The following is a 12,788-nucleotide window of genomic DNA, read 5'->3' as shown; positions in this document are numbered from 1 at the left end:
GTACCTCCTGACGTGGTTCGTCCTAGTGCCCGCCGCCCGCCATGCGCAGCACGTCAAGTGCCTCGTCGAGCTGCGCCTCGGTCAGTTTGCCCGACTCGAGGTGTCCACGCTCGATGACGACCTGGCGGATCGTCTTGCGTTCCTTGAGCGCCTGCTTCGCGATCGCTGCTGCCTCCTCGTAACCGATGTACCGGTTGAGCGGGGTGACGATCGAGGGGGAGGACTCCGCGTACTCGCGGGCCCGCTCGGCGTCCGGCTGCGCACCGGCGAACACCTTGTCGGCCAGCAGCACCGCGGTGTTCGCCAGCAGCCGGGCCGACTCGAGCACGTTGCGCGCCATGACCGGGATCATCACGTTCAGCTCGAAATTGCCCTGCGCACCCGCGAATCCGACGGCCGAGTCGTTGCCGATCACCTGGGAGGCGACCATCATCGTGGCCTCACAGATCACCGGGTTGACCTTGCCGGGCATGATCGAGGAGCCCGGCTGCAGATCCGGGAGTGCGAGCTCGGCAAGCCCGGTACGCGGGCCGGACCCGAGCCAGCGCACATCGTTGGCGATCTTGAACAGCGAGACCGCGGTCGCGCGCATCGCTCCGGAGGCTTCCACGAGCCCGTCCCTGCTCGCCTGCGCTTCCATGTGATCGCGCGCCTCGGTCACCGGAAGTCCGGTCGCGGTGGCGAGTTCCTCGGCGACCTTGCCGCCGAACCCTTCCGGGGTGTTCAGCCCGGTGCCCACCGCGGTGCCGCCGATGGGGAGCTCACCGACCCGGGCCAGCGTGCCGCTGATGCGCTCGATCGAATAGCGCACCTGCGCGGCCCAGCCGCCCGCTTCCTGACCGAGCGTGATCGGCACGGCGTCCATGAGGTGCGTGCGGCCGGACTTGACCACATCGGCCCACTCGGTGGCGCGCCCCTCGATCACCGCGGCGAGGTGCTCGAGCGCGGGAATCAGGTCGGCGACCAGTGCCTCGGTAGCGGCGAGGTGCACGGAGGTCGGGAAGGTGTCGTTGGACGACTGCGAGGCGTTCACCGCGTCGTTCGGGTGCACATCCCGGCCGAGCCTGGTGGTCGCCAGGGTCGCGATCACCTCGTTGGCGTTCATGTTCGAGGAGGTGCCGGATCCGGTCTGGAACACGTCGACCGGGAAGTGCTCATCGTGACGGCCCTCGGCCACTTCGTCCGCGGCCTCGGCGATCGCCCCGGCGACCTCGGCCTCGAGTACGCCGAGCCGCTGGTTCACTCGTGCGGCGGCGCCCTTGAGCAGGCCGAGCGCGCGGATCTGCTTGCGCTCGAGGCCGTGTCCGGAGATGGGGAAGTTCTCCACGGCACGCTGGGTCTGCGCGCGGTACAGGGCGTCGGCGGGCACCCTGACCTCGCCCATCGTGTCGTGCTCGATGCGGTATTCAGCCATGGCGACAGTCTTGCACTCCGATCGAGCACTCGAACCGTTGCCTACCACACGCGTAATGTCGGTCTCGCAGTCCACCACCTGCACCGTGAAACGAGGCCGTGTCATGTCCCAACCGGACTCAGAAGTCGACTTGTTGATCATCGGAGCCGGGCCGACCGGCTTGTTCGCCGCCTACTATGCGGGATTCCGCGAACTGAGCACCGCGATCGTCGATGCGCTCCCCGAGCCGGGTGGCCAGGTCACCGCCATGTACCCGGAGAAGCAGATCTTCGATGTCGCCGGGTTTCCCTCGGTGCGCGGGCGCGATCTCGTGGAATCCCTTGTGGAGCAGGCCGACCAGGCCAAACCGCGCTACCTGCTGGGCAGGCAGGCGCGCGAACTCACCGATACCGATCAGGCCCTGCTGGTCACGCTGGACGACGGGAGCGTGATCAGTGCGCGCGCGGTGCTGCTGACCGCGGGGATCGGCGAGTTTCGCCCGCGCCCGCTCCCGGCCGGGGATGGCTGGCTGGGCAACGGAATGGTGCACTTCGTGCCGAAGCTGGACGAGCACACGGACAAGGACGTGGTGATCGTCGGTGGCGGGGATTCGGCGCTGGACTGGGCACTGGCCATGCACCCCATCGCGGCGAGTGTGACGCTCGTGCACCGCCGTGCCAAGTTCCGCGCCCTTCCCGCGACGGTCCGCCAGGTGTCCGAGCTCGGTGTGCCGATCATCACCGACGGAGAGGTGACCGCGCTGCGCGGAAACGCGGCACTCGACGAGGTCGAGGTGACCGTGCAACGCGGGCCGGACAAGGGCAAGGTGCACGTACTTCCCGCGCAGACGGTTGTCGCCGCGCTCGGGTTCATCGCCGACCTCGGTCCGCTGGAGAACTGGGGACTGGAGATCGACCACCGCGCCGTCCAGGTGGACACGACGATGCGGACGGCACGTGAGCGGGTCTACGCGGCCGGGGACGTCGCCCAGTACGAGGGCAAGGTCAAGCTGATCGCAACCGGATTCGGCGAGGCGGCGACCGCGGTGAACAACATCGCCGTCCTGCTCGACCCGGACGCCCACCTGTTCCCTGGGCACTCCTCGAACGCGGGCTGATGGGCGTTCCCGTCCGCCGGGTCGCGGGGCCGAGCCGGTATCGGGAGCGGCCGGCCGGACCCGGCCCGGTCCGGTGCGTGTGGATCGGCAACGGCGGCTGGGACCGCAGGTTGCGGGTGCTGCCCGATGGCTGCCTGGATCTGGTGTGGACCGGTTCGGAACTGCATGCGGCCGTCCCGAACGCGAACCCGGTGCGGTTCCCGGTCGCCGCCGGTGCGATACATCTCGGAGTGCGGTTGCGCCCCGGGCTCGTGGCCAGCGTGCTCGGGGAGAGCCCGCGCGGGATGCCGGCCAGCCTCCGGCTGTGCGAGGTCTGGGGCGCTGCCGCCGACCATGCCGAGTGGCGGCTCGCCACCGCCGAGGATGTGGCCGGGACACTGTGCGCCCTGGTGTCCGAGCGGCTGACCGGCGTCGATGCCCTCGTCCTCGGTGCCGCGCGGCTGCTCGGCACGGTCGGGCCCGCTGCCACGGCGGCGCGGCTGGGGACCAGCGAGCGGACCCTGCGCCGCAGGTGCGTCGAGCAGCTCGGGCTGGGACCGAAGCAGCTGCACCGGATACTGCGATTCCAGGCCTTCCTGGCGGCGACCGAACGCGGGGAGCGGCTCGCGGACGCCGCGGCGCTCGCCGGTTACGCCGACCAGGCGCACCTGGCACGGGAATGCGCCGAGCTCGCCGCGGCGAGACCCGGAGAGCTGGCCGGGCGGCCGTGGATCCGGCGCGCTGGCCGGAACATCCAAGACCGGAGCCGCGGAGCCGGTGAGCATGGGCTGTATGACGTTCACCGTGCGGATTCAGGTGCGTAACGCCGACTTCGACACGAACGGGCACGTGTGCGGCCCGAAATACCTCGAGTACGCCGACCACGCGCGCTGGGAATGCGTACGGGCCGCCGGAGTCTGCCTCGACGCGCTCGCCGGGGCTCACCTCGGTCCGGTGAACCTGGAGACGACCATCCGCTTCGAGCGCGAGATCCGCGGCGGGGAGATCGAGGTGGTTACCGAGTTCGCGTATCACGGCAAGACCGGGCGGGTGCACCAGGAACTGAGCGCGGACGGCACCCGGCTGGCCACGGTGCACAGCGTCACGGGGTTGCTCGATCTGCGCACCCGCCGCCTGGTTCCGGACGCTGAGCGGATCGGAGCGTTCGCGACCGAACCCGGACTGCTCGGGCTCTGAGCCGCACACTGCTCCGTGTGAGTCACCCCGCCCGTGCCGCGGTCACCCACATGCCGGGGAACTGACACTGAGGCATGATCATCGGGAGAGGAGCTACCTGCTTGGCCGACAGACGAGCACCCCGGCCGGGCTTACCGTAGCGGTTCATGGCGAGCTATCGAAGACTTCCGAGGAACCAGTACGAGTGTGAGTACTGCGGTGGTCGGCATCGCTTCGATTCGCAGCGCGGCGCCGAATGCGCGCGGCGCGGTACCCCGAGCACGACGACGTGGCCGAGGGAGCACCGGATCGCGCATCTCGGTGCGCGGCAACCGGAACAGCGGTGGATGCGGCCGCCGGAGCAGTCGGCGGACCAGCCATGGCGCAGGCGGCCGAGGCCACGGCAGGCGCGTGCGCGGGACCGGGCGAGACAGGAGCTGGTGAACCGGTCCGGCGAGGTGTACCAGGACGCGGTCGCGCTGGCCTTCGATCCGGAGCGGCTCTACACGCGCCTGGCCGACCGGCTGCTCACGACCCTGCCGGTGCACCGGCGGCGTGGGCATTGGCTGTGCCGCCGGCTCGACGGCACAGCCAAGGCGATCACCCCGGGCACCTATGCGGGCAAGCTGCGCGACCCGTTGCGGGAGACGCTGCTCGCCGCTGGCGCGCCCGCGTTTCTCGCGGAGGCCTTCGCCGCGGTCGGTACCTACGGGCGCAACGCCGTGGTCTCCGCCGCGCTGCCGACGGGCCAGCTGACCAGTGTGCTCCGGGTGCTGATCCCGCTGATCTGCCCGAACTTCGCGGCCTGCCCGGCTCGTGAGCCGGTGCTGGAGACCTTCGGCGTCCCGCTGCTCTCGGACGGACTGCGGGAGTTCGCCGGGCGCCTACGCTGAATCCGCGTGATCGGCGCCGGATGATCAGGGCAGCGGAGGGGGCTCCTCGGAATTGCGTGAGCGGTCGAAATCGACGGCGGAATAGGTGCGCAGCTTGTTCAGCCGGTGGAAGCCGTCGACCATGCGCACGGTCCCGGATTTGGAGCGCATCACGATGGAGTGCGTCGTGCAGCCGCCCGCCCCGTAGCGGACACCGCGGAGCAGGTCGCCGTCGGTGATCCCGGTGGCGCAGAAGAAGGTGTTCTCGCCGCCGACCAGGTCATCGGTGTGCAGCACCCGGTCGAGGTCGTGCCCGGCGTCGATGGCGCGCCGGCGCTCGGCGTCGTCCTTGGGCCACAGCCGCCCCTGGATGGCGCCGCCCATGCACTTGAGCGCGGCGGCGGCGATGATGCCCTCTGGGGTGCCGCCGATACCGAGCAGCATGTCGACACCGGTGTGCGGGCGGGCCGCGGAGATCGCCCCGGCCACATCGCCGTCGGAGATGAACCGGATGCGCGCCCCGGCCTGGCGGACCTCTTCGACGATGGAGCCGTGCCGGGGCCGGTCGAGGATGCACACGGTGACATCGGTGACATCGGAATGCTTGGCCTCGGCCACGGCGCGGATGTTCTCCTCGATGGACCGGTTCAGATCGATCGCGTCGGCGGCTTCCGGGCCGACGGCGATCTTCTCCATGTAGAACACCGCGGACGGGTCGTACATCGCGCCGCGTTCGGAGACGGCCATGACGGCGATCGCGTTGAGCATCCCCTTGGACATCAGGGTGGTTCCGTCGATCGGGTCGACGGCGACATCGCAGTCGGGCCCGTCCCCGTTGCCCACGTGCTCGCCGTTGTAGAGCATCGGGGCTTCGTCTTTCTCGCCCTCGCCGATCACCACGACTCCGTGCATGCTCACGGTGCCGATCAGCTCGCGCATGGCGTCGACGGCCGCACCGTCGCCGCCGTTCTTGTCGCCCCGCCCCACCCAGCGGCCCGCGGCCATCGCCGCTGCCTCGGTGACGCGGACGAGTTCGAGCGCGAGGTTGCGATCCGGTGCTTCTGTCCTGTGGTCAGCCGGTGTGGTCATCCTGTGGCCTCCTTGCGGTCTGTGGCGTTGATCCTCCCAGATGCCCGCGCCGCCCCTCGGGTGACACGATGGAAAAGTGACCGAGCAGAACCCGGGAGCGCAGAACCCACAAGCGCAGGATCGACGGACGCAGCGTCTTCGCCTCGGTACCCGCGACATGATGCTGACGATGGTGGTACTCGCGGTGGTCGTGCTCGTGCTCGTCGGGCTGCTCGGCGGCTGGTCGTTCTCCCCGGGGCACGCCTCGGTGGACGAGTCGGTGCAGCCACGCCAGGACGCGCACAAGCAGCTGACCACGGTGGCGCAGGACATGCACTTCCCGATCCGGGTGCCCGAGCTGCCCGGGGACTGGTGGTCCAACTCCGGCGACGTCAGCCCACTCGGCGGACTGACGGAGGTGCGCACGGGCTGGGTCACCCCGCAGAACGGCTATCTGCGGCTGGTGCAGAGCGACGCGCCGACCGGCCCGCTCGTGGCCGAGGCCGCGGAAGCGAAGGACAGCACCCCTTCGGCGACCGGGACCCAGCAGGCGGGCGGGGTGCCGTGGCGGACCTACCCCGCGGTGCGCAACGAGCAGACCTGGATCCGGGACACCGGGGCGGTGCGGATCCTGATCACCGGGAACGCGAGCGAGGCTCAGTTCCGCACGCTGGCCACGGCGATGGCCACCGCGCAGCCGGTCCCGCGTCCGGCCAAGTAGCGTTCGCTCAGGACTCTTCGGTTTCCGCGGCCGTCTCGTCCACCACGACCGAGAGCGCGGCATCCACCCGTTCCTGGGCACCGGCGAGATGGCGCTCGCACAGCGCGGCCAGGGCCTCCCCGCGTTCCCACAGGGCGAGCGAGTCCTCGAGCGAGAGCCCGCCCGCCTCGAGCTTGGCGACGACCTCGGCGAGCTGGTCGCGCGCCGACTCGTAGTCGAGTTCCGGTTCGTTTTCCTCGGTGCTCATGCCCCTCGCTCCCTGACGGAGCTCGGTGCTTCGCACAGGCACTGTGTCGATGATTCGCTCGCGAGTTCGCTCATTCCGTCTTCTTCACCTCGTTCACCACGGCACGCAGTGCACCGTCGGCGAGCCGGATGCGTAGCTCGGCACCCTCGGTGACCTCGGCGACCGAACGCAGCACGGTCTGCTCGGACGCCCCGAGCACGCCGACGATCGCATAGCCGCGCGCCATGGTCGCGGCCGGGCCGAGGGTGGACAGCTGAGCGCGCAGGTTCGCCTGCTGGGTGCGTTCGGCGCCCAGTCTGGTGAGGATGGCCTGGCGGCCGCGCATCCGCAGCCCGGTGATCTCCTCGGCGCGGCGCCGCAGCCCGGCGTGCGGATCGGCGAGCGCGGGGCGGCTGCGCAGCGCCTCGAGCAGCTTGCGTTCGCGGTCCACCCATCCGGCCAAGGCCCGGCGTGCGCGGTCCCGCAGGATTCCGAGGGCGCGCACCTGCTCGGTCATGTCCGGCACGATCGTCTTGCCCGCATCGGTCGGGGTGGAGCACCGCAGGTCGGCGACCTGATCGCAGAGTGGTGAGTCCGGTTCGTGGCCGACCGCGCTGACCACCGGGGTGCGGCAGCCGGACACCGCCCGGCACAGTGCCTCGTCGGAGAAGGGAAGCAGGTCCTCGACGCTGCCGCCGCCCCTGGCGAGCACGATCACGTCCACGTCCTCGCTCATGTCCAGCGTGGAAAGGGCGCGGTTGATCTGGGGCACCGCGTTCGGGCCCTGCACGGCGACGTTGTGGATCTCGAACCGCGCCTGCGGCCAGCGGGCGTGCGCATTGCTGAGCACATCGCGTTCGGCGGCCGAGGCGCGCCCGGTGATCAGGCCGATTCGCCGGGGCAGCACGGGAAGCCGTTGTTTGCGCCGCGGATCGAACAGTCCCTCGGCCCCGAGCAGTTTGCGCAATCGCTCGATGCGGGCGAGTAGTTCACCGATGCCGACGGCGCGGATCTCGTCCACCCTGATCGACAGGGTGCCCCGGCCCGCCCAGAAAGAGGGCCTGCCGTGCACGACGACGCGGTCGCCGTCGGCGGGCTTGTGTTCGAGCGCCTGCAGCAGCCGCATCGGGCAGGTCAGGGTGAGCGAGACGTCGGCGGCCGGATCGCGCAGGGTCAGGAAAGCGGTCGAAGTGCCCCGGCGCGCGTTGACCTGGGTGAGCTGGCCCTCGATCCAGACCTCGCCGAGCCTGCCGATCCAGTCGCCGATCTTGCGTGCGACGGTGCGAACCGGCCACGGGTTCTCCGCGGTCGTGGTCGGAGTGCTCACGTGGCGGAATCGCCCGGATTCTCGGCGCTGTCCTGGCGCACCGTCTCGATCCGGTTGCGCAGCATGCGCACGTAGTCGGCCCGGTCGAGGGTGGCGAGTTCGTACTCGAGCAGTTCGCCGAGGTCCTCGACGGAGAACCGGCGCAGCCGGGCACGCAGCTGTGCCACCGAGAGCTCGGGGTAGTTCGGGAAGGCGCGCGGCGGTTCGGGCTCGGCCGGTTCGGGGCGTTCCTCGGTCTGGGTGGCGAGCTGGCGGGCGACCGCATCCCAGGCGCTCAGCGCCGAGGGGTCGCGCTGGTCATAGCGGGTCAGGTCGGCGCGCAGTTTCGCGATCTCGCGTTCCTCGATGCCCGCGGTCTCGATCGGTGCGCTGCCGTAGGAGTCGCCGGAGCCTTCGTCGTCGAGCAGATCCTCGTCAAAGGTCGCCCAGGCGGGAGCCGTCTCGACCGGACGCAGCCCGGCGAGCGCGGTATCGCCCTTGATCGCCAGCTCGGTGAGGCCCTGCTGCAGCCGCATCGTGTACTGCAGCGCCTCACTGACCACGGTGACCGGAAGCCCGAGCAGCTTGGTCGGCAGCGTGCGGGCGTTCTCGACCATCGTCGCGGTGATCCCCGCGGCGAGGCGTACGCCGAACGGCAGTCGTTTCATCACAGCTCCAAGTATCCTCGTCCGCGCGGCCGGGCGCACCGGCACCGCGATACCGTGCCCGCCGGTGCCGACGTGATCTTCGCGGTCGTCTTCGACCTGTTCGCCGTTGCGCCCTACCCTGAAGGTATGACCGTCGAGCAGGACAACCCCGGCAAGCGTGTACTCCTCGCCAAGCCTCGTGGCTACTGCGCAGGTGTGGACCGTGCAGTGGAAACCGTGGAGAAGGCACTCGAACGCTACGGCGCGCCGGTGTACGTGCGCAAGGAGATCGTGCACAACAAGCACGTGGTGCGCACGCTGACCGAGCGCGGGGCGATCTTCGTCGAGGAGACCGAGGAGGTTCCCGAGGGAGCGCACGTGGTGTTCTCCGCGCACGGGGTCTCGCCCGCGGTGCGGGAGAGCGCGAACGAGCGGGGACTGCGGGCGATCGACGCGACCTGCCCGCTGGTGACCAAGGTGCACCAGGAAGCGAAGCGGTTCGCCAGGGACGACTACGACATCCTGCTCATCGGGCACCACGGGCACGAGGAAGTCGAGGGCACCTCGGGGGAGGCCCCGGAGAACGTCCAGCTGGTGGACACCGAGGAGGACGTCGCCTCGGTCGAGGTGCGGGACCCGTCCAAGGTCGTGTGGCTCTCCCAGACCACGCTGTCCGTCGACGAGACCATGCGCAGGGTCGACGCGCTGCGCGAGCGGTTCCCCGAACTGTCCGATCCGCCGAGCGACGACATCTGCTACGCCACCCAGAACCGCCAGGTCGCGGTGAAGACCATGGCACCGGAGTGCGATCTGGTGATCGTCGTCGGTTCGGGCAACTCCTCGAACTCGGTGCGGTTGGTCGAGGTCGCGCTCGATGCGGGTGCGCGCACCGCCCACCGGGTCGACCATGCGGGCGAACTGGACGAGACCTGGCTGGAGGGGATGCGCACGGTCGGCGTGACCAGCGGGGCCTCGGTACCCGAGCTGCTGGTCGAGGAGGTGCTGCGGTACCTCGCCGAGCGCGGCTGGGCGGACGTGTCCGAGGTGACCACGGCGAACGAGAAGATCACCTTCGCCCTGCCCCGCGAACTGCGGAAGAACCTCGGCGGCGCGCGGGAGTGAGTCGTGTCACATAGCTGACTGCTGCTAGACGAACGACAGCGGCGCCGGGCGATCCGATTCGCCCGGCGCCGCTGTCGCGTTCAGTACCGGATCACTGCCGGTACCGGATCACTGGTCGTCGCGGCGGCGGAAACGTGGCTGCTGGCGCTGCCCCTCGTCGGCCCGGCGGCGCGCCTCGCGTTCGGTGTTCTCCCGGATCTGCCTGGCGCGCTCACGGGCGTTGTTCGCCGACTCCGCGCCTCGTCCGCGCGGCTGCTCGCCCCGCCCGGGGTTGCGCCGCCGTGGTGGCTCCTGGGTCTCGTCCTGGCGGGCCCGCCTGCGCGGCGGTTCGCCGCCCCGCTGCGGGTCCGGTGCGCGCCGGGTGCCCTGGTCCCGCCGCGGTGGCTGCCCGCCGGGTGCGGGGGAGCGCCGGGTGCCCTGATCACCGCGTGCCCTGGGGTCGGCGCCGGCCGCGCGCTCCCTTCCGGGCGGCTGCTCCCGCCTGCGCGGACGCTCGTCCTCGCCGCGGACCGGATTGCGCGCCGTGGTCTGCTGGCGTGGCTGCTGCGGTTGGGCACGGGTCGGCTGGTCCCGCTGTGGCTGCTGGTCCCGCTGTGGCTGCTGGCCGCGCTGTGGTTGCTGGCCGCGTGCCGGGGCCGCCCCGCGGCGGGTCGGATCCGGCGCGCGCCGCTGCTGTTCGGCAGGCCGTGGTTGTGCCGCGGTCCGCTGCTGGTCGCCGGGGCGCTGTTGCTGGTCACCGGGGCGCTGCTGGGGGCGGGCCGGGCGGTCCTGCGGGGGGCCCGTACGCGAGCCCGCACCAGCGGCACGGGTAGCCGCGGCACCGGCCGCCGCCGCTCCCGGCCGCGCCTGGCTCGCCGTGGTGGACCCACTGCGCTGCCCGTGGCGTGCGGGGGCGCGCCCGGAACCGCCGGTCGGCCTGGGGGAGGCGGCGCGTGTGGTCGGGCGCTTCTGCAGGTACACCCGCGCGATACCGATCCCGACCGTGATCACCGTGGTGATCGCCATGACCGGGAACTGGTTGATCAGGGAGGTGCCGATGGTGATCAGCTTCGCCTTCATCCCGGCGTTGCCGCCGCCGACGACCAGGCCGACCAGTGGCACCGAGAGGGCCAGGATCAGCGGCGGCTGCACCATCGGGGCGAACATGTTCTGCCGGCGTGCCATGCAAATGGCCCCGACGCAGCCGATGAAGTAGGCACCCTGGAACACGATGCCGAACTCGCCGGTCATCACGTGGTTGATGAGCGCACCGACGATCGCGAGCGCGAGCGCCACGATCACGGCGCCCCACCAGGGCACCCCGTTCGCCTGCCCGAACGCCATCTGCTGGCCCCACGAGGAGCGGGCATCGCCGCCCTTGCCCGGGCGTGCGGATGTACCGTCACGTGGCTTGTCGAGTGCGTCTCGCCGATCGCGTACTGCGGTCACGGGTCTACACGGTAGCTGTTCTTCGTGAAAATGCAGTCGGTCGGAGGCCCCAGCGGTCACTCGGACTTCACGAACGGCACATTCGGACATGGAACGACCATCGTGTTATGCCCGTTCAGCGTATCGGCGCCTCCTCTCCCGAACGCGTGGCCGCGCTGCCCTGTTGCCCGTTCGTGGCCTGGTGCGCGGCCAGTTCGTCGTTGCGGCGGACCTGGGCGACCGGGCTCGCGGTACCCGAGGTCTCGGTGAGTGGGGTCACGGCCGCGCGGAATCCCTCGAGCGCGTCGAGTTCTCGCCGCCGGGCGGAGAGGAACCGCTGCAGATGGGTGCTGGAGAGGTTGACCGCGTCAACCGCCCCCGAGGCCGCACGGTGGGCACCGACCGCCTGCTCCCGGATGCGGTCCACATCCGCGGAGAGCGCGCTCTCGGTCGCCGCGAACAGGGTCGCCGAGGCGATGACGGCGAAGCCGGTCGGCCCGCACAGGAACACCCGCCGGTCGATCAGCCAGCGGAGCAGGTCGGTGTCCGTGTCCAGAGCGGCGACCACGGCCGCGTCCGATGGCACGAACATGATGGTGCCGTAGATGGCGTCCGCCCAGCGCTGATACTGCTTTCCGGCCAGGTCGGCGGCGCGGGAACGGATATTGCGCGCGTGCACCCGCAGCGCCTCGTAGCGTTCCGCGACGTCATCGGTCTCCACCGCCTCCGCCCAGCAGGCGAGGGTCATCTTCGCGTCCACCGGGACCTGTCGTCCGCCGCCGACCGCGAGCACCATGTCCGGACGCACCGCACCGCCACCGGCGACATCGGTCTGCAGCGTGAAGTGCACGCCCTCGCGCAGCCCGAGTGCGCGCGCGGTCTCCACGAGCACCTGCTCGCCGAGCTCGCCGCGCCCGGAGACCGAGGCGAAGGCGACCTCGTAGCGGCGCAGCGCGTCCTGGCGCTCATCGGCCCGGGTGCGCTCCTCCCGGACCGCGGCGAGCGCGGCATCGGTCCGCTGGACACTCTGCGCGTAGAGCCGCCACAGCAGCGCGATCGCCACGAGCAGCACGATCGCGATCACCGAGCTCGCCGTCGCGAGCACCGTCGTCGCCATGCAATCCCTCCTCGGTCGGTCACGTTCAGCGTGCACCATGGCACCGACAGAATCGGAAATCGCAGTTCAGGCGAGCCCTGGCTGTCCTGATCGGCGCCTTGCTCGAGCGCGTCCTTGCGTTTGAGTGCGCTCACACCCCTACGGTCGGTCGGTATGGGAGAGGATGAGATGCTGCGCCGGGCCCTGCGTCTGGCGGTGGATCCGCCCGGCGGGGTTTCGATCGAGGCGCTGCGTGCGCTTGCGCGTGACGATGCGACCGAGTGGGACATCGCCACGACGGCGAAGCATCTCGGGGTGAGTCCGCACACGCTGCGGTATTACGAGCGCATCGGTTTGGTTCAGGTTGCCCGTGATGCGGCTGGTCACCGCCGCTACGGCGCGCCTGCGGTGCGCCGGTTGGTGTTCCTGACCCGGATGCGTACCTCGGGCATGCCGATCAGCGATCTGCGTCACTACATCGACCTCGTCGATTCCGGCCAGGACACCGTGTCCGAGCGTATGGACCTGTTGCTGGAGCACCGGGACATCTTGCGGTCCCGGATCGCCGGACTGCAGCTCGCCCTTGCCGCTACCGAGTACAAGATCGCTGTCTATCAGGAGGTACACCAGCCATGACCAGCACTGCCGCGCAGTACGA

General features: G+C 70.5%; 14 protein-coding genes. 7 read left to right on the top strand and 7 right to left on the bottom strand.

Annotated features, from left to right (window positions below):
- Positions 1-22: 22 nt before the first annotated feature.
- Positions 23-1,414 carry a class II fumarate hydratase gene (locus A37U_RS0124360; protein WP_020499286.1) on the bottom strand — a complete coding sequence of 464 codons (1,392 nt, stop codon included), beginning with the start codon at positions 1,412-1,414 and terminating at the stop codon, positions 23-25.
- Positions 1,415-1,517: 103 nt separating this feature from the next.
- Between A37U_RS0124360 and A37U_RS0124355 the strand changes: the two genes are divergently transcribed.
- From A37U_RS0124355 to A37U_RS50080, 4 genes are all read left to right on the top strand, one after another.
- A complete protein-coding gene (locus tag A37U_RS0124355; protein WP_026197550.1) occupies positions 1,518-2,510 on the top strand; it encodes an NAD(P)/FAD-dependent oxidoreductase in 993 nt (330 codons plus the stop codon).
- Entirely contained in the window at positions 2,510-3,313 is an 804-nt protein-coding gene (locus tag A37U_RS53885) for a helix-turn-helix domain-containing protein (RefSeq protein ID WP_020499284.1), read from the top strand. The genes A37U_RS0124355 and A37U_RS53885 overlap by 1 nt, the downstream gene beginning before the upstream one ends.
- Positions 3,282-3,686: an acyl-CoA thioesterase gene (locus A37U_RS0124345; RefSeq protein ID WP_020499283.1), complete on the top strand. Its 405-nt coding sequence runs from the start codon at positions 3,282-3,284 to the stop codon at positions 3,684-3,686. Before A37U_RS53885 ends, A37U_RS0124345 begins: the two co-directional genes overlap by 32 nt.
- 146 nt (positions 3,687-3,832) lie before the next feature.
- Positions 3,833-4,558 carry a hypothetical protein gene (locus A37U_RS50080; RefSeq protein ID WP_020499282.1) on the top strand — a complete coding sequence of 242 codons (726 nt, stop codon included), beginning with the start codon at positions 3,833-3,835 and terminating at the stop codon, positions 4,556-4,558.
- 24 nt (positions 4,559-4,582) lie between these two features.
- Here A37U_RS50080 and glpX read toward each other — a convergent pair whose 3' ends face one another.
- A complete protein-coding gene (gene glpX / locus A37U_RS0124335; protein WP_020499281.1) occupies positions 4,583-5,626 on the bottom strand; it encodes a class II fructose-bisphosphatase in 1,044 nt (347 codons plus the stop codon).
- A gap of 76 nt (positions 5,627-5,702) precedes the next feature.
- On the opposite strand from glpX, the gene A37U_RS48530 reads away from it, so the two are divergent.
- Entirely contained in the window at positions 5,703-6,326 is a 624-nt protein-coding gene (locus tag A37U_RS48530) for a DUF4245 domain-containing protein (protein WP_020499280.1), read from the top strand.
- A 7-nt stretch (positions 6,327-6,333) separates the two neighbouring features.
- Here A37U_RS48530 and A37U_RS0124325 read toward each other — a convergent pair whose 3' ends face one another.
- The 3 genes from A37U_RS0124325 to A37U_RS0124315 all read right to left on the bottom strand — a co-directional run bounded on the left by A37U_RS0124325 (position 6,334) and on the right by A37U_RS0124315 (position 8,526).
- Positions 6,334-6,573, bottom strand: coding sequence for an exodeoxyribonuclease VII small subunit (locus tag A37U_RS0124325; RefSeq protein WP_020499279.1), 240 nt, complete (start codon positions 6,571-6,573; stop codon positions 6,334-6,336).
- Between the two features lie 70 nt (positions 6,574-6,643).
- Entirely contained in the window at positions 6,644-7,879 is a 1,236-nt protein-coding gene (gene xseA, locus A37U_RS0124320; protein WP_020499278.1) for an exodeoxyribonuclease VII large subunit, read from the bottom strand.
- Entirely contained in the window at positions 7,876-8,526 is a 651-nt protein-coding gene (locus A37U_RS0124315; protein ID WP_020499277.1) for a lipid droplet-associated protein, read from the bottom strand. The genes xseA and A37U_RS0124315 overlap by 4 nt, the downstream gene beginning before the upstream one ends.
- A 126-nt stretch (positions 8,527-8,652) precedes the next feature.
- Here A37U_RS0124315 and A37U_RS0124310 point away from each other — a divergent pair, with 126 nt between their 5' ends.
- On the top strand, positions 8,653-9,627 hold the full coding sequence (locus tag A37U_RS0124310) for a 4-hydroxy-3-methylbut-2-enyl diphosphate reductase (protein ID WP_026197548.1): 975 nt from the start codon (positions 8,653-8,655) through the stop codon (positions 9,625-9,627).
- Positions 9,628-9,735: 108 nt separating this feature from the next.
- On the opposite strand, the gene A37U_RS51880 is transcribed toward A37U_RS0124310, so the two are convergent.
- Positions 9,736-11,055 (bottom strand): DUF6542 domain-containing protein, encoded by a 1,320-nt coding sequence (locus tag A37U_RS51880; protein ID WP_157183009.1) that lies wholly within the window; start codon positions 11,053-11,055, stop codon positions 9,736-9,738.
- 115 nt (positions 11,056-11,170) lie between these two features.
- Complete coding sequence (gene rmuC / locus A37U_RS45135; RefSeq protein ID WP_020499274.1) at positions 11,171-12,151, bottom strand: DNA recombination protein RmuC; 981 nt, start codon at positions 12,149-12,151, stop codon at positions 11,171-11,173.
- A 153-nt stretch (positions 12,152-12,304) separates the two neighbouring features.
- On the opposite strand from rmuC, the gene A37U_RS0124295 reads away from it, so the two are divergent.
- Positions 12,305-12,766 carry a MerR family transcriptional regulator gene (locus A37U_RS0124295; RefSeq protein WP_026197547.1) on the top strand — a complete coding sequence of 154 codons (462 nt, stop codon included), beginning with the start codon at positions 12,305-12,307 and terminating at the stop codon, positions 12,764-12,766.
- The last annotated feature ends 22 nt before the right edge of the window (positions 12,767-12,788 follow it).

It is taken from the genome of Sciscionella marina DSM 45152 (assembly GCF_000379465.1).
In the GTDB taxonomy this organism is placed as follows: Bacteria; Actinomycetota; Actinomycetes; order Mycobacteriales; family Pseudonocardiaceae; genus Sciscionella; species Sciscionella marina.
The sequence above is the reverse complement of the archived record's forward strand: the minus strand, read 5'-3'. Positions and strand labels throughout refer to the sequence as shown.

Coding starts and splice junctions, on each gene's coding strand:
- A37U_RS0124360 (WP_020499286.1), bottom strand. CDS start 1,414: ATGGCTGAATACCGCATCGAGCACGACACGATGGGCGAGGTCAGGGTG.
- A37U_RS0124355 (WP_026197550.1), top strand. CDS start 1,518: ATGTCCCAACCGGACTCAGAAGTCGACTTGTTGATCATCGGAGCCGGG.
- A37U_RS53885 (WP_020499284.1), top strand. CDS start 2,510: ATGGGCGTTCCCGTCCGCCGGGTCGCGGGGCCGAGCCGGTATCGGGAG.
- A37U_RS0124345 (WP_020499283.1), top strand. CDS start 3,282: ATGACGTTCACCGTGCGGATTCAGGTGCGTAACGCCGACTTCGACACG.
- A37U_RS50080 (WP_020499282.1), top strand. CDS start 3,833: ATGGCGAGCTATCGAAGACTTCCGAGGAACCAGTACGAGTGTGAGTAC.
- glpX (WP_020499281.1), bottom strand. CDS start 5,626: ATGACCACACCGGCTGACCACAGGACAGAAGCACCGGATCGCAACCTC.
- A37U_RS0124325 (WP_020499279.1), bottom strand. CDS start 6,573: ATGAGCACCGAGGAAAACGAACCGGAACTCGACTACGAGTCGGCGCGC.
- A37U_RS0124315 (WP_020499277.1), bottom strand. CDS start 8,526: ATGAAACGACTGCCGTTCGGCGTACGCCTCGCCGCGGGGATCACCGCG.
- A37U_RS0124310 (WP_026197548.1), top strand. CDS start 8,653: ATGACCGTCGAGCAGGACAACCCCGGCAAGCGTGTACTCCTCGCCAAG.
- rmuC (WP_020499274.1), bottom strand. CDS start 12,151: ATGGCGACGACGGTGCTCGCGACGGCGAGCTCGGTGATCGCGATCGTG.
- A37U_RS0124295 (WP_026197547.1), top strand. CDS start 12,305: ATGGGAGAGGATGAGATGCTGCGCCGGGCCCTGCGTCTGGCGGTGGAT.